This is a genomic window from Buttiauxella ferragutiae, assembly GCF_022637515.1.
In the GTDB taxonomy this organism is placed as follows: Bacteria; Pseudomonadota; Gammaproteobacteria; order Enterobacterales; family Enterobacteriaceae; genus Buttiauxella; species Buttiauxella ferragutiae.
On record NZ_CP093332.1, the window covers coordinates 4,231,186 to 4,247,153 of the forward strand.

Below are 15,968 nucleotides of genomic sequence, written 5' to 3' on the forward strand. Positions count from 1 at the left end.
AACTTTTGTTTCACTCGAGCCTGGCACAGTGAAATCAACCGCGTCAACCTGGAACATCTTTTGCTTAAAGATAACCCCGTCTTCCATTCTGAGAGATAACACGATGATGCAAAGCAATATGGCACCTTCCGGCATGGCGGTGACTCCGCACCATTTGGCCAGTGAATCCGCATTATCCGTGCTACGCCACGGGGGGGACGCCATCGAAGCGATGGTCGCGGCGGCGGCAACTATCGCCGTAGTTTATCCGCATATGAATGGTATTGGCGGGGATGGCTTTTGGTTGATCGTGCCGCCAGAAGGCGAACCGATTGCCATTGATGCCAGCGGTGCAGCAGGTTCGCTTGCCTCACTGGAGTTTTACGCCGGTGAAAACGCAATCCCACATCGTGGCCCAAAAGCGGCATTAACCGTACCTGGCACGCTAAGTAGTTGGGACGAAGCGCTAAAAATTGCCGGGCAACTCGGTGGCGGGCAATTACCTCTCTCGCGTTTATTGGCTGACGCCATCCGCTATGCGGCAGATGGTATTCCGGTGACCCAATCACAGGCGCTTGCCACTCACAGTAAATATGACGAACTGGTTAACATCACCGGTTTTGCCGAAACCTTTCTGGAACGAGGCGAAATCCCACGCGCGGGCAGCCGGTTTACTCAACCACGGCTGGCCGAAACGCTGACACGCCTGACCGTTGAAGGGCTTGATAGCTTTTATCGCGGGCCATTAGCCACACTGCTTGCCGAAGAACTCGCTGATTTAGGGATGCCGATTAACTTACAGGACCTCGCCGCCCAGCGTGCAAAACGCCGTATTCCTCTGCATCTGCACCACCAGCAGGGTGAGATTTATAATATGACACCGCCAACGCAGGGCCTGGTTTCACTGGCGATTCTGGGGATCACCGACCATTTAGAGATGGCGCAAGCCAACGAAACCCAAACGGTTCACCGTATCGTCGAGGCCACTAAAAAAGCCTTCGCCCTGCGCGACAAATACATCACCGATCCTCGTCATATCACGACATCAATCCAAAGCCTGTTAGATCCCGCGCCACTTGCGGCGCTGGCCGCAGAAATTGATGACGGTAAAGCCGCAAACTGGGGAACCGGAAAAGGCCCTGGCGACACAGTCTGGATGGGCGTGATTGATAGCAGCGGCCTGGCCGTTTCGTTTATTCAAAGCATTTATCACGAGTTCGGAAGCGGCGTGGTTCTGCCAAAAAGCGGTGTGCTGTGGCAAAACCGTGGCGCAGCTTTCAGCCTCAACCCCGATAGCCTGTTAAGTCTTGCGCCCGGTAAACAGCCGTTTCACACCCTGAATCCGGCAGCGGCCCGCCTGGCTGATGGACGGACGATGGTGTATGGCTCGATGGGCGGCGACGGGCAACCGCAAACCCAGGCAGCCATTTTTACCCGCCATGTGATTCAGGGTATGCCGTTACAGGAAGCCGTTAGCGCCCCGCGCTGGTTACTGGGCAGAACCTGGGGGCAAGCCTCAGACAGCCTGAAATTAGAAGCCAGATTTAGCCAGGAGACTTTCGACACCCTGCGCCAGTTAGGGCATGAGGTTGAGTCTCTGCCAGATTTTAGTGAAGCCGTCGGCCATGCGGGTGCAATTGTGCGCCATACCAATGGCATGCTTGAAGGGGCTTACGACCCGCGCAGCAACGGCAGCGCGGCAGGATTTTAAGGAGGTAAAAATGACATTAAATTCTATCGACTGGCCCGCGTACATCAAAGTCATGGAACAACTTCTCAACGTTCCACTCGATGAAGCACGCCGTAAAGAACTTGAAGTACAACTGGCTCGCATGGAGACCCTGGCAGAACCGTTAATGGATTTTCCGCTACCGCAACGCCAGGAAGTCGCCGGAGTCTATAAATTATGAGCGAACTTTCCATTCGCGATATTCAGCAAGGATTAGCCAGCGGCGAGTTTTCAGCTCACGAATTGGCCAGGCTTACACTGGCAAAGATCACACAGGCTAATCCCGAGATTAATGCTTTTACCGAAGTGACCGCGCAGCGTCTGCTACAAGAAGCCGAAGCCATTGATCAACAGTGCGCACGTGGTGAAACACTGCCGCCATTAGCGGGTGTGCCTTATGCGGTAAAAAATCTGTTTGATATTAAAGGGGTGACGACGCTGTCTGGCGCAGAACTGTTTAGCTCGCAACCCCCGGCAAATAGCGATGCATTTGCCATCAAACAGCTGACTACTGCCGGAGCCATGCTTTCAGGCGCACTGAATATGGATGCCTACGCCTACGGTTTCACCACCGAAAATAGCTATTACGGCGCGACCCGCAACCCACATGATCTGGTACGAATTGCCGGAGGATCATCCGGTGGTTCTGCGGCTGCCGTCGCGGCTGGCATGGTGAACTTTACGTTGGGTACCGATACTAACGGATCGATTCGCGTGCCAGCTTCGCTGTGTGGTGTGCTCGGGCTAAAACCGACATTTGGGCGGCTTTCACGCAGCGGCAGCCAGCCGTTTGTTGCCAGCCTCGATCATATTGGCCCGCTGGCGCGTAACGTCGACGATCTGGCTCGCGTGTACGATGCCCTTCAGGGCGCGGATCCAAGCGATCACTTTCAGTCCATACGCAGCATCGATCTGACCAGTGAAAAACTGCAACCGGCTGGAAGTTTGCGTTGCGCGGTTCTGGGCGGTTTTTTTGATGACTGGTGTGACGCCGACGCCAAAGCGGCGGTGGCTCAGGTCGCTCACTCTCTTGCGGCGCTCGAGTCTATTTCAATGCCGGAAGCTGAATTAGCACGCTCGGCGGCATTTTTGCTCTCGGCTGCCGAAGGGGGAAATCATTACTTGCCCGCATTGCGCGAGCACGCTGAACAGTTTGAGCTGAATTCCCGCGAGCGCCTTTTGGCTGGCGCCATGACACCATCAGCCTGGTACACACAGGCACAAAGGTTTCGGGCATGGTTCCGTGATAAAACACTGCCGCTTTTCAAGCAATACGATCTGCTCATCGCACCCGCGACACCTTGCAGCGCCACGCTAATAGGCCAGCAAACAATGCGTATCAACGGGGCAGATCTTCCCGTCAAAGCTAATATGGGAATGCTGACACAACCCATTTCCTTCCTTGGCCTGCCGGTTGTAACGGTGCCATTAACGACTGCCCATGGCTGCCCAATTGGTGTGCAACTCATTGCCGCGCCCTGGCGAGAAGATATCTGCCTGAGAGCCGCCCATCAGCTTGAAATAAAGGGTATGCTGATGGGAAAACCCACCAGGTAAGGTAAATACTATGATGCGTGACAATATTGATCGTCCTGCCATCGTCAATGAGGTAAGCGCTGCGTTTTACCGCTACGAACAGGCGTTAATTAGCAACGATGTCGCCGTATTAGATGAATTATTTTGGTCCGATCCCCGCACCGTTCGCTACGGTGCCAGTGAAAATCTGTATGGAATCGACGAGATCAGAGCATTCAGGAATACCCGCTCTACTCAGGGGTTAGAGCGGCTGTTGCAAAACACCACCATCACAACTTACGGTGATGACATGGCGGTGGCCAGCACTGAATTTACTCGCGAAGGCAGTGACAAAATTGGCCGCCAGATGCAGACCTGGGTCAAGTTCCCCTATGGCTGGCGGATAGTCGCCGCACACGTCAGTATCATGAGCTAAGCTGTGGGCGGGTAAACTCGTGTTACCCGCAGCCACTCAAATCAGCCTTTAAACGGATGCGTCTTCACCCAATGCTCGGCAATATCCTGACGGCGGCAAATCCACACATCATCATGCTGCTGCACATAATCCAGAAAACGTTGTAACGCCCTGAATCGCCCCGGACGCCCCAGTAAACGGCAGTGCATGCCGATAGACATCATTTTCGGCGCGGTTTCCCCTTCCTCGTACAACACATCAAAGCTGTCTTTCAGATAGGTATAAAACTGCTCGGCGGTATTAAAACCTTGCGCGGTGGCAAAGCGCATATCATTGGCATCCAGGGTATATGGCACCACCAGATGCGGCTTGATGGAACCGTCGCTACAGGTCACTTCACTCCAGAATGGCAAATCGTCGCCGTAATAATCGCTGTCGTAAAGGAAGCTGCCGTTTTCCGCCACCAGCCTGCGCGTGTTCGGGCTATCGCGGCCGGTATACCAACCCTGCGGCTTGCTGCCGAACAAATCCTCCAGGATTTCGATCGCCTGGTGCATATGCTGGCGTTCAGTCGCTTCATCGAGATTTTGATAGTGGATCCAGCGCCAGCCGTGGCTCACCACGTCGTAATCCGCCGCTTTAATCGCGGCGACGATTTCAGGATTTCGCGCCAGCGCCATTGCGACGCCGAAAATACTCATCGTCAGGCCGCGTTTTTGAAACTCATTGTGGATACGCCAGAAACCCGCGCGGGAACCATATTCGTACAGTGAATCCATCGACATATGGCGGTCGGGGAAGCTGGCGGCACCGATAATATCGGAGAGGAATTGTTCAGATCCGGCATCGCCATGCAGAACATGGTTCTCACCGCCTTCTTCAAAATTCAGCACAAACTGCACGGCGACTCGGGCGTTATTCGGCCATTGCGCATGAGGTGGTTTACCCGCATAACCTTTCATGTCACGCGGGTAGTTCTCGGTAAAGTGATAGCGCTTATTTTTCGCTACTTCATTCATGGTTCGGTTCCTTATGAGCCGAGCCAGAACATCAACTCAGCATGTCAAAACAGCCTGATAACGGCTTTTTATTCGGATACGCGAGATCACCGTGTTTGCTGGTTCCAAGTCCAAGTGCGATGAGGGATTCCACCATTTTCACCGCAGCGGTGACGCCATCAATAACAGGAACACCCAATTCGGCCGTTAGCTCACGGGCAAGATTTGCCATCCCCCCGCAGCCAAGCACAATCGCCCCGCTGTTATCTTCTTTTATGGCCTGGATACAACGCTCGCGTACCTTCATCTGAGCAAGACCCGTGCCATCTTCTAATGCCAGAACCGGCAAATCGATGGCGTGCAGCGCGGCACAATGATGCTCAAACCCATACTGCCGAAGTAAATGACGGGCAATAATCACCGTTCGCGGCAAAGTGGTGACAATAGAAAAGCGCGTGGCAACCATTGTGGCGGTATGCATCGCAGCTTCGGCAATACCTATTACCGGCCCAGTTGCCAGTTCACGCGCGGCCAGCAAACCGGGGTCACCAAAACAGGCAATCACATGGCCGCTGACTCCCTGCTCTTTACCGCGTTTGATTTGCTCAAGAACTCCGATAGCAGCAATCGTTTCATCAAAATGTCCTTCTATCGATTCCACACCCTGTGAGGAGCAGACAGCAATAATCTCGCTGGTGTTTGCGGCTACGCTGCGAGCCGCTTCGGCGATAGTGTGGGTCATCGCCACATTGGTGTTGGGATTGACCACCTGAATCAAATGTTTCTTCACGTTCACTCCTTTTGGTTCCGTTAGCCCAGTGATTAGCACCACTTCTGGGCAAAAAATTAAACATCTGCACCATGAAAAGGCGCGTCATTCCTGGATGCTCTTCATTTTCTGCTTTCGTAGTCCGCGGTTTGCGTCTTGCTGCTAAAAAATCAAACCTGGCCTGGTTCCTGCAACAAAGGTTTCAGACAATCCGTCAGCATCTGTTTTTATTAGGGAGCAGATATCATGCCAGGTATTAAACACAACACGACAGCCATGAACGATAACGCCGGTTATAGCCCACGTTTATGCAATGAAGATTTGGCGCCGACGCGCAACCAGACATGGTCCTGGTACAATATTTTTTCTTTCTGGATGTCCGATGTCCACAGTATGGGCGGCTACGTGGTCGCCGCCAGCTTCTTCACCTTGGGGCTGGCGAGCTGGCAAGTTTTGCTTTGCCTGTTAGTCGGGATTTGCATCGTTCAGCTTTGTGCGAACCTGGTGGCCAAACCAAGCCAAATGGCTGGTGTACCTTACGCAGTGATTTGCCGTCAGGCATTTGGCGTGTTCGGAGCCAATATTCCGGCGGTAATTCGTGGGTTAATCGCCTTCGCCTGGTACGGCATACAAACCTGGCTGGCAGCCAACGCCCTGATGCTGGTTATGCTGAAATTCTGGCCATCACTGGCACCCATGACCACCGGGCACTTCCTCGGGCTTTCACATCTCGGCTGGATTTGTTTCGGCATTATGTGGGTGCTGCAGGCGATGGTGTTCTGGCACGGTATGAACGCGATTAAGCGCTTTATTGATATCGCCGGGCCTGCGGTTTACATCGTGATGATGGCTTTGGCTGGCTGGATTTTGTATCAGACAGGCTTTGATGGCATTTCATTTACGCTTGCCAGCAAACAACTGACTTCTGGTGAGCAAGCGTGGCAGATGTTGACTGCAATCGCTCTGGTGGTTTCGTACTTCTCCGGCCCACTGCTGAACTTCGGTGACTTCTCGCGTTACGGCAAGAGTATGAAAGAGATCCGCCGTGGTAACCGTTGGGGGCTACCATTTAACTTCTTACTGTTCTCTATTGTTACCGTGATCATTGTCTCCGGGACACAATCGCTGTTCGGCAAAATGATTACCGACCCTATCGAAACCGTCAGCCACGTTGGTAACAGCCTCGCAATGGCAATTGGTTTGCTGACCATGATCACCGCCACCATTGGTATTAATATCGTGGCGAATTTCGTGTCACCGGCTTTCGATTTCTCTAACTGCTCACCACAGAAAATCAGCTTCCGTACCGGTGGCATGATTGCGGCAGTAGGCTCAGTACTGCTGACCCCGTGGAATTTGTTCCAGTCGCCAGAACTTATTCACTACACGCTCGATGTGCTGGGATCGTTCATTGGACCGCTGTTCGGCATTTTGTTAACTGATTTCTATATCATTAAACGCAGCAAAATTTATGTCGAGGATCTGTTTGATGACACATCAAAAGGGCGTTACTGGTACAAAAGTGGCTTCAATCCCAAAGCGATTCTGGCACTACTGCCCTCAGTCGCCGTTTGCCTGACCATCAGCTTTATTCCATCGCTGCATGAAGTAGCTAACTTTAGCTGGTTTATCGGTGCATTCCTGAGTGCAGGTTGTTACCGCTGGCTGGCACGTGCGGAAATAGAGAGTGAAGTGGCGGGATATAACGGACAGGTTGTTGCTTCAAAAGATTAGGCTTCAGAAACGACGAAAGCCTGAATCATTTCTGATTCAGGCTTTCTGATTGTGGCGGAACGGACGGGACTCGAACCCGCGACCCCCTGCGTGACAGGCAGGTATTCTAACCGACTGAACTACCGCTCCGCGTTTGTTCCCCGTCGGGAACGAGGCAGATATTACGTATTGCACTCATGAGCGTCAATGTTTTTTCTTATAAATCTAATCGCTTGCCGCTATTTTCACCCAAACGGTTATTTTTAATCCATCAATGCTGTTTTTACATGCGCCACAGACAACTTCCACCCTTCTTTTCTACCAAATCAAGTCTCGACTCATGTGCTTCCAATTCTGCATCGCTGGCCCGAATGATGCGTACGCCCGAACTATGGCGGACAACACGCTGAATACCGTTGTCTCCACTACGCTGTTGAACATCCCCTTCCATAGCAAACTTCAGAGAAGTTTGCCCACCGGTCATCATTAAATAGACATCAGACAGGATTTGGGCATCGAGCAATGCGCCGTGCAGCGTTCGTTTACTGTTGTCTATTTCGTAGCGTGAGCAAAGAGCATCGAGGCTGTTACGCTTGCCAGGGAACATCTTACGTGCGAGTGCAAGGCTGTCCGTGATTTTGCAGAAAGTATTGGTTTTTGGGATATCGCGCTTGAGCTTACTGAACTCGTAGTCCATAAACCCGATATCAAACGATGCGTTATGGATAACCAGTTCTGCACCGCGGATGTAATCCATAAACGAATCAGCAACCTGGTCAAAGGTTGGTTTATCCGCCAGAAACTCATCGGCAATTCCATGGACACCAAATGCTTCCGGGTCCACCAGCCGGTCTGGCTTTAAGTAGACATGGAAGTTATTGCCTGTCAGGCGGCGGTTGATCACTTCAACCGCACCGATTTCAATAATGCGGTGCCCTTCGTAGTGAGCACCGATTTGGTTCATACCGGTGGTTTCAGTATCGAGAACGATCTGTCGTGTAATTGCTGTGCTCATGGCGCTCGTTTATGTCAGACTTGGTTTTTTAATCACAGGAAGTCTACCAGAGATGCGTAAACAGGTAGAAATTTTCACCGATGGATCTTGCCTCGGTAACCCAGGGCCAGGTGGATACGGCGCCATTCTACGGTACAAACAACACGAAAAAATTTTTAGTGTCGGTTATCGTTTGACGACGAATAATCGCATGGAAATGATGGCCGCTATTGTTGCTCTTGAGGCGTTAATCGAGCCTTGTGACATTGTGCTCAGCACCGACAGTCAGTATGTTCGCCAGGGAATTACCCAATGGATCCATAACTGGAAAAAGCGCGGCTGGAAAACTGCCGATAAAAAACCAGTGAAAAATGTCGACCTATGGCAGCGTCTTGATGCGGCTTTGAGCGAGCACAAAATCAGTTGGGAATGGGTGAAAGGGCATGCCGGCCACCCTGAAAACGAACGCTGCGATGAACTGGCACGCGTTGCCGCTTCTAATCCAACTCTTGAGGATGTTGGTTATCAACCAGAGGTGACGAAACTTTAGTCGTTTCCCGAAACTGCCTGGTAGCGCCAACTGCCGAGCGGATTTGCGTTTTCGCTTTTCGGCTTTTCATTGGGTTCAGCGTAAGTGGCAAGGTCCTCTTACGCGCCACTATGACATGCATGCAGCCCAGCGCTGGCAAGTGAGTACTCAGCATTTTTCCGCCTTGTTTACTCCAGGGTAAAACCTGGAAACTTCGCTGGTGCATGACTTCAAAATTCAGCAATGCCAACCAATCGAAAATCCTCATCGGCGTAAACATTCGGCAATGATACGGCGTGCGCTTGCGCATAAATGGCACTGTTTTGCCCAAACCTAACAAACTCATCGGGTTGAAGCTGCTCAGAATTAACCATCCGTCATCAATTAATATCCGATCGGCTTCACGCAGTAATCCGTGAGGATCCTGGCACCAGGGCAATGTATGGGCCAACATACAAGCATCTACAGATTTCGCCGCAAAGGGTAAATGAAGTGGATCGGCATTAACCTGAAGCCTGTCGCCCTGAAGTGCGACATTAACCTGATGTGAAATAGCGCAAGCTTCAGTGTTAATTTCAGCGCTTAGGTTGCCTATCTTCAATAGATGGAAACCAAACATTTTAGCAAGCCAGGGCTGGAGTTGAGTTTCCAGTGCCTCACGGTAGTACTCGCCCCACGGGAGTTCTCCCCAATGATGCGGTGAAATGAAATTTTCAGGTATCCTTGCCGGTTTCATCACTACCTTCTTAGCGCAATTCAAAGAGGTCGAATTATGAATCTTAACAGTATTTCCGCATTCCAGGATAACTACATCTGGGTTCTGAATGATGGGCAGGGTAAATGTATCATTGTGGACCCTGGTGAGGCTCAACCGGTGCTAAAAGCGATTGAAGAGAATCACTGGCAGCCAGAAGCCATTTTACTGACACACCATCACAACGATCATGTAGGTGGTGTAAAAGAACTTCTCAAAAAGTACCCAGGCCTTGTGGTATATGGGCCCGAAGAGACACAAGATAAGGGAACGAACCGGGTAGTCAGAGAGGGCGATAAGGTCAATATTTTGAAGTGTGAATTTAGCGTTATTGCTACACCCGGTCACACTTTAGGACATATCTGTTTCTATAGTAAACCTTATCTTTTTTGCGGCGACACGATGTTTTCCGGGGGGTGCGGCAGACTTTTTGAAGGTACCGCCGAGAATATGTATGATTCTTTTCAAAAGCTTAACAAACTCCCTGCTGATACGTTAATTTGTTGTGCACATGAGTACACGCTTTCAAATATGAAATTTTCCTTATCTATCTTGCCTGACGATGATGAGTTAAACCGTTATTGTCGAAAAGTTAAGGAGTTACGCGCAAAAAACCACTCAACCTTACCCAGTTCCCTGGCAATTGAGCGTAATATAAATTTATTTTTAAAAACAAATGACCTTGATTTAAAAGAAAAAATTTTCAAAGAAACAAACTTGCAACAACCACAGCAAATATTTGCCTGGTTACGGACAAAGAAAGACTCTTTCTGAATTTTCTGGTTGTGTTGTTGGAAAGCTGAAGGTATTCTTGCTCGTCTTTTAAGCAACTATTGACACACACATGAAGGCAAAAGCGATATTACTCGCCTCTGTCCTGCTTGTGGGGTGCCAGGCGTCAAAGTATGACGGCAACATCCAACAGCACGCACAGAGTCTGTCTGCAGCTGGTCAAGGTGAAGCAGGTAAGTACACAAGTACGCGATGGATGGACGATGGGACATATCTCGCAGATAACCAAAACTTGTGGAACTTCATTGGCGACGAGCTAAAGATGGGGATACCGGAAAATACCCGGATCCGCGAACAGAAACAGAAGTACCTTAAGAATAAGAGCTATCTCCACGATGTAACATTACGGGCAGAGCCGTATATGTACTGGATTGCCGGGCAAGTTAAGAAACGCAACATGCCAATGGAACTAGTACTGCTACCCATAGTGGAGAGCGCTTTTGACCCCCACGCTACATCATCTGCGAATGCCGCTGGCATCTGGCAGATTGTACCGAGCACGGGTCGAAATTATGGTTTAAAACAGACCAAAGCATACGATGCACGTCGTGATGTAGTGGCTTCAACCACTGCTGCACTCGATATGATGCAACGTCTGAACAAGATGTTTGACGGCGACTGGTTGTTAACCGTGGCGGCGTACAACAGCGGCGAAGGTCGTGTACTGAAGGCAATGAAAGCGAATAAAGCGCGTGGCTTGCCCACAGATTTTTGGTCGCTTTCACTGCCACGGGAAACCAAGATTTACGTACCTAAAATGCTGGCTTTGAGTGATATTCTCAAGAACAGCCAAAAGTACGGTGTACGCCTGCCGACCACTGACGAAAGCCGTGCATTAGCACGTGTAGAAGTGAGTGATCCGGTTGAGCTTACGCAGGTTGCCGAAATGGCCGGGATATCATTAAGTACGCTGAAAACGTTCAACGCTGGGGTTAAAACTTCGACGATAGGCAAAAATCAGCGTTATGTAATGGTACCTAAAAAGCATGCTGATAAGCTTAAAGCCTCTTTGGCTGCAGGTGAAATTGCAGCAGTGCAACCTACGTTAGTCGCTGATAACAGAGCTAATGCAGGCAGCAACAAATCTTATCGTGTTCGTTCAGGGGATACCTTATCGAGCATTGCTACACGCTTAGGCGTGAGCTCTAAAGATTTGCAAAGCTGGAACGGCATCCGCGGCGCACATATCAAAGTTGGTCAAACACTTAGCGTCAAAAAAGGCGATGAGCGTTTAGCGAAAAACGATAGCATCACTTACAAGGTTCGTAAGGGTGATTCATTGTCGAGTATTGCAAAACGTCACGGCGTGAACATTAAAGATGTATTGCGCTGGAACGATGATACTGACGATCTGAAACCTGGCGATCAGCTAACACTGTACGTTGGCAACAACTCTACACCTGATACGTGATTGTTAATGACTAGTCCTGCTATAGGTTGACACTTTTCGGCCTTACAACGCCCGATGAACTTCATCGGGCGTTTTGTATTTTAGCGACAGATGTGGCCGCCGCGTGTTGTAGATTTCCACCGACTCCCTGACCATCTTTCTTGCCTGTCCGATATCTTCTGGCTTCCCGAGCAGATATTCCATTTTTAATATCCCGTTTACCCGTTCCGCCAGCGCATTCTGATAACAGTCATACCCGTCTGTCATCGAGCAGATGACCCCATGGCGTTGGTGTAGTGCCTGATATTCTGTTGAACAGTACTGCACACCCCGATCTGAGTGATGCACCAGTGGATGTGCTGTACGCCTGCTGACCAGCGCCATTCTGAACGCCTTAGCCACATGATGGGTATGCAGACTTTCATGCACATGATATCCCACGATTTTTCTCGACCAGACGTCTGTTATCAGACTGAGGTACGCCGTTCCCTTACGCAGGGGAATGTACGTGATATCCGCGACCCACACCTGCTCCGGGCGGCTGGCAACAACCTGATTTTCTCCCGCCTTCAATAAGTTAGGATGACGATAAAAGCGATGATGGCTTTGAGTCGTTTTGTGATACGCCCGTTTCGGTATTACCAGTAATCGTGCGCCACGCAGTATCTGGAACAAACGATCCCGACCGACATGGAGTGCCGGCTCTGGTTGCTGTCGCAATAAATAATGCAGTTTACGTGTCCCCAGCCGGGGCTGGTGTAGCCGGATGGTCGTCACCTGTTCAACGATATGCTGCGCCTGTCTTTCTCTTCCGCGCTCACGTTGCAGGGATTGATACCATGCCTGTCGGCTGATCCCCATGAACCGGCAAGCACGCATTACTGTGAGTCCCGGCGTTTGTGCTTGCGTGATAAGGTGGCCAACTGCTTTTTTGTCAGTGTGGCTCCGAACTCGGTATTCATTACCTTCACGACAGCTTCAAAAAACTGGGCTTTTATTTCTGATTCAGCCAGTTGCTGCTCGAGTTCTTTGATCCGTTGTTCGGGAGTAAGAGGTATTTTGGGCATAGTAGCTCCGCACTTTCTTGCGAGAGAGGGGGAGTGCCAGTCGAGTTGACCGTATCTGCGCAACCACGTCATGACGGTGTGGCTACCCTGAATACCGTAGCGGTCTTGCGCCTGACGGTAAGTCATTTCCCCTTTTTCGACCTGTTCGACAACGGCCAGTTTAAAGGATAGAGGGTAATCGCGTTGTGTGCGTTTAACATATTGGTTCATCACATTTTCCTCTGCCTGCGAGTTAAATGTGTCAACGCTATTTAGGACGGGTCATAATCAAAGAAAAAGGCACCTTTTAGGTGCCTTTTTTATTTATCACTTACACTCGTTTAGCTTCAAGCATGATAATGTCGCTTGTGAACGAACCGTCCGTTTGCAATTCAAAGTAGCGCCGCACTTCATCAGATGCACTTTGCTGATACATCCGAATAGCGTCAGCCAGCGTTGCAGGTGTTCTCATCCGCGCAATCCAGCTTGAGAACTCCAGATTCAAGCGGTCGCACAACAGATTTTGTGAGCTCAAACCTGCGTCATTAAACAGGCTCAACCATTCGCCACTAGAATAATTACGCACGTGAGAGGTATCGCGTAATGCTTCAACCGTTTGCAACCAGATGTCTAACACAGGGTGTCCCGGAGACATCACATCCATGAAAATGACAACACCGCCAGGTTTCAATACGCGCCTTACTTCGCGCAACGCTTTACCCACGTCATGCCAGTGGTGGGCTGAATAACGGCTTATCACAACATCAAATGAGCAATCATCGAAAGGTAAGACTTCAGCGTAACCCTGCTGAGTTTCAACATTATTGATCCCACGAGCTTTAGTCGCTTCATTCACCACAGCCAGCATTTGCTCTGAGAGATCATAAGCAACAACTTCCCTCACCTGCGCTGCCGCAATAAAGCTCGCGTGCCCGGCCCCACATCCCATATCGAGTAATCGAGCCTGTGGAAATGCCACCAGGCGTTCACTGAGGCGTTCGAGATCACGACCAGAAGCATGAACCGCACTGGTCAGATAGGCACTAGCCTGTGAGCCAAATTGCTGATCGACTTTGTCATGGTGAGATTGTGTTGTCATTGTCTTGTCCTTGCAGTTGATGATAAGAAAGGGCAGCACATAGGTCTGCCCGATGGCAGACCTGACTAACCTTACTTCAGCTCAGGTTTGCCGGGACGGAATTCGACTAGTAGAGGGTTATGGTCAGATGCGCGAGTCACCAGAACAGAGGCTTCTGTGACGTTCAAACCACGGTAAAACACGAAATCGAGTGGGCGCCCAAATGCACGACGGCGATGATCATCAGTGAAGCGCACTTCGCGTAATGTCATTTCACGAGCGAAGCGGTAAAGCGCATTCATACGTGGGCGGCTCCAGGCATTGAAATCCCCTGCCATGATAACTGGGCCGTTATGGTGACCAATTTGGTCGCCAATTGGACCAAGTTGTTTGCTGTACACATCCACGCCGAGACTAAAGTTCACAGCATGAATATTAACGACCATCAACAGCCGCCCATCAGGTAATGGATAAACTGTCACTAATGCGGATTTAGATAGACGTAAAATCGGTTCTCTTTCGCGTAATGGACAGCAATAAACAGGATGTGCCGCAGATAACGTCATGACGCCTGAAGGATGTTGAGGCAATACAAAAGCCGGTACCTGGTCTGCCGCCAGATAATTACTGGTGGCAAATCTAACCAGTTCAGGCGTAGTTTGCGCTTCTTGCAATAAAACCAGGTGGGCATCTTTCCCGAAATTTTGCAGCACTGAAAGCCATTCTGCGCGCTGTTGCTTGAAGATGTTCCATACCAATACTTTTAATGATGCCTCACTCGGCAGGGGTTCTCCGGGCGGCAATGCCTGACCTATAGTCGCAAATGAGCCTGGAGGCAGAATGCGTTCTGCTGGCTGACCGGCAACATATCTCATGGCATAAGTATTTTTGCGCACGTTTTTACTAATGACTCCTGTAACCAAAGAAGCCTCCACATCGAAGGCTGTCTTTCAGTTATAGGGACTTTAGAGTCGAGTTTCAACGACCAATTCAAACCATTGCTGAACAAGACCGTAAGTAATTGCTAACAATCTGGCTCGCGTAGGTTAACCGATAGCAATTTCACGGCGTGTATCAAGCCGACCACTGAAGTTAATTAACAGTAATGCACCAGCGACAATAACCGCCCCGATCCATGGGGTTTGCTCCAAACCAAAGCTTTGCACTGTTTGTCCGCCAATAATCGATCCTAATACTATCCCAATATTAAATGCGGCAATATTTAGTCCAGAGGCAACATCTACCGCATTTGGGGTATATTCCTCTGCTTTCTGCACTACGTAGACCTGCAAACCAGGCACATTTCCGAAGGCAAAAACCCCCATAATCAGCACTGTGACTAACGATCCAACATGTGAACTCGCGGTAAATTGAAACACTAAAAGTAATACGGCAAGTGAAGCAAAAATAAACTTTAATGCCGGTACTGCACCATGGCGATCTGCAAGTTTACCTCCCCAGATATTGCCAATCGCAACAGAAACGCCGTAGCCCAATAAAATCCAACTTACTGCCGCCGGTGAATAACCTGCAAGGTCTTGCATCATCGGAGCCAGGAAGGTGAATGCGGTAAACACACCGCCATAGCCCAGCGCAGTGATCGCATAAATGATCAGCAAGCGAGGATGGGTCATCACTTTTAATTGATCTTTAAGGCTAGCGACTGCTCGCATCGGGATATCTTTAGGAACCAGAATAGTGCTGCTAATTAAGGCAATAACTCCGATAACAGATACCGCAAGGAAGGTTTCACGCCAGCCGAAATGCTGGCCGATATACGTCCCAAGTGGAACACCTGTCACCAGGGCAACTGTTAAACCACCAAACATAATCGCTATCGCTGAGGCAGCTTTCTCCTTTGGTACGAGGCTTGTTGCAATCGTGGAGCCAATTGAAAAGAACACTCCATGTGTCAAACCCGTCAGCAGACGAGCAACAACCAATGTTTCATAGTTTGGTGACAGCCAGGCTAACAAATTGCCTGCAGTGAAAAGTGCCATTAAACCTACCAACAGCTGTTTGCGTGGGAGTTTTCCTGTCAGAGCAGTTAATACCGGTGCTCCGACGGCAACACCCAATGCGTAAATTGAAACCAGTAACCCAGCAGAAGGTAGTGAAATTGAAAGTTGATCGGCAATTGTTGGCACCAACCCAACAATAACGAATTCGGTAGTACCGATAGCAAATGCACTGATAGTCAGTGCCCATAGTGCCAGTGGCATGATTTACTCCATAGCAGGTGTCTTTTGATGGCACGCAGTATGGCA

At 50.1% G+C, this 15,968-nt stretch carries 15 protein-coding genes, 1 tRNA gene and 1 pseudogene; 8 read left to right on the top strand and 9 right to left on the bottom strand.

What is annotated here, in order from left to right; translation table 11 throughout:
- Positions 1-103 precede the first annotated feature (103 nt).
- The 4 genes from MNO13_RS19510 to hpxZ are packed head-to-tail and all read left to right on the top strand — an operon-like array spanning position 104 to position 3,659.
- Entirely contained in the window at positions 104-1,690 is a 1,587-nt protein-coding gene (locus MNO13_RS19510; protein WP_241939154.1) for a gamma-glutamyltransferase family protein, read from the top strand.
- A 10-nt stretch (positions 1,691-1,700) separates the two neighbouring features.
- Complete coding sequence (gene hpxX, locus MNO13_RS19515; protein WP_232886197.1) at positions 1,701-1,889, top strand: oxalurate catabolism protein HpxX; 189 nt, start codon at positions 1,701-1,703, stop codon at positions 1,887-1,889.
- Entirely contained in the window at positions 1,886-3,265 is a 1,380-nt protein-coding gene (locus tag MNO13_RS19520; RefSeq protein WP_241939155.1) for an AtzE family amidohydrolase, read from the top strand. The genes hpxX and MNO13_RS19520 overlap by 4 nt, the downstream gene beginning before the upstream one ends.
- Before the next feature lie 10 nt (positions 3,266-3,275).
- Positions 3,276-3,659 (top strand): oxalurate catabolism protein HpxZ, encoded by a 384-nt coding sequence (gene hpxZ / locus MNO13_RS19525; RefSeq protein WP_064549318.1) that lies wholly within the window; start codon positions 3,276-3,278, stop codon positions 3,657-3,659.
- 41 nt (positions 3,660-3,700) lie between these two features.
- Here the strand turns inward: hpxZ and puuE are convergent, their stop codons facing one another.
- Positions 3,701-4,657 carry an allantoinase PuuE gene (puuE, locus tag MNO13_RS19530; protein WP_232886201.1) on the bottom strand — a complete coding sequence of 319 codons (957 nt, stop codon included), beginning with the start codon at positions 4,655-4,657 and terminating at the stop codon, positions 3,701-3,703.
- Positions 4,658-4,688: 31 nt separating this feature from the next.
- Positions 4,689-5,378 (bottom strand): allantoin racemase, encoded by a 690-nt coding sequence (hpxA, locus tag MNO13_RS19535; protein WP_064549350.1) that lies wholly within the window; start codon positions 5,376-5,378, stop codon positions 4,689-4,691.
- A 273-nt stretch (positions 5,379-5,651) separates the two neighbouring features.
- Here hpxA and MNO13_RS19540 point away from each other — a divergent pair, with 273 nt between their 5' ends.
- On the top strand, positions 5,652-7,139 hold the full coding sequence (locus MNO13_RS19540; protein ID WP_064549321.1) for an NCS1 family nucleobase:cation symporter-1: 1,488 nt from the start codon (positions 5,652-5,654) through the stop codon (positions 7,137-7,139).
- A 52-nt stretch (positions 7,140-7,191) separates the two neighbouring features.
- On the opposite strand, the gene MNO13_RS19545 is transcribed toward MNO13_RS19540, so the two are convergent.
- A tRNA-Asp gene (locus tag MNO13_RS19545) sits at positions 7,192-7,268 on the bottom strand.
- A 133-nt stretch (positions 7,269-7,401) separates the two neighbouring features.
- Positions 7,402-8,133: a DNA polymerase III subunit epsilon gene (dnaQ, locus tag MNO13_RS19550; protein ID WP_121814258.1), complete on the bottom strand. Its 732-nt coding sequence runs from the start codon at positions 8,131-8,133 to the stop codon at positions 7,402-7,404.
- On the opposite strand from dnaQ, the gene rnhA reads away from it, so the two are divergent.
- A complete protein-coding gene (rnhA, locus tag MNO13_RS19555) occupies positions 8,087-8,662 on the top strand; it encodes a ribonuclease HI (RefSeq protein ID WP_162303012.1) in 576 nt (191 codons plus the stop codon). The two genes, dnaQ and rnhA, sit on opposite strands and share 47 nt — an antisense overlap.
- On the opposite strand, the gene MNO13_RS19560 is transcribed toward rnhA, so the two are convergent.
- The gene (locus MNO13_RS19560; RefSeq protein WP_232886203.1) at positions 8,610-9,377 is read right to left on the bottom strand and encodes a class I SAM-dependent methyltransferase; all 768 of its coding nucleotides are present in this window, start codon (positions 9,375-9,377) and stop codon (positions 8,610-8,612) included. The two genes, rnhA and MNO13_RS19560, sit on opposite strands and share 53 nt — an antisense overlap.
- 36 nt (positions 9,378-9,413) lie before the next feature.
- Here MNO13_RS19560 and gloB point away from each other — a divergent pair, with 36 nt between their 5' ends.
- Together gloB and mltD are read left to right on the top strand one after the other, a co-directional pair.
- On the top strand, positions 9,414-10,169 hold the full coding sequence (gene gloB, locus MNO13_RS19565) for a hydroxyacylglutathione hydrolase (RefSeq protein WP_241939156.1): 756 nt from the start codon (positions 9,414-9,416) through the stop codon (positions 10,167-10,169).
- 70 nt (positions 10,170-10,239) lie between these two features.
- Positions 10,240-11,598 carry a murein transglycosylase D gene (gene mltD / locus MNO13_RS19570; RefSeq protein ID WP_064549329.1) on the top strand — a complete coding sequence of 453 codons (1,359 nt, stop codon included), beginning with the start codon at positions 10,240-10,242 and terminating at the stop codon, positions 11,596-11,598.
- Positions 11,599-11,617: 19 nt separating this feature from the next.
- Here mltD and MNO13_RS19575 read toward each other — a convergent pair.
- From MNO13_RS19575 to MNO13_RS19590, 4 genes and pseudogenes are all read right to left on the bottom strand, one after another.
- Positions 11,618-12,854 (bottom strand): annotated as a pseudogene (locus MNO13_RS19575) (IS3 family transposase).
- 100 nt (positions 12,855-12,954) lie between these two features.
- Positions 12,955-13,722: a class I SAM-dependent methyltransferase gene (locus tag MNO13_RS19580; RefSeq protein WP_133522306.1), complete on the bottom strand. Its 768-nt coding sequence runs from the start codon at positions 13,720-13,722 to the stop codon at positions 12,955-12,957.
- 71 nt (positions 13,723-13,793) lie between these two features.
- Positions 13,794-14,597 carry an endonuclease/exonuclease/phosphatase family protein gene (locus tag MNO13_RS19585; protein WP_064549333.1) on the bottom strand — a complete coding sequence of 268 codons (804 nt, stop codon included), beginning with the start codon at positions 14,595-14,597 and terminating at the stop codon, positions 13,794-13,796.
- Between the two features lie 150 nt (positions 14,598-14,747).
- Positions 14,748-15,923 carry an MFS transporter gene (locus MNO13_RS19590; protein WP_241939157.1) on the bottom strand — a complete coding sequence of 392 codons (1,176 nt, stop codon included), beginning with the start codon at positions 15,921-15,923 and terminating at the stop codon, positions 14,748-14,750.
- Positions 15,924-15,968: the final 45 nt, after the last annotated feature.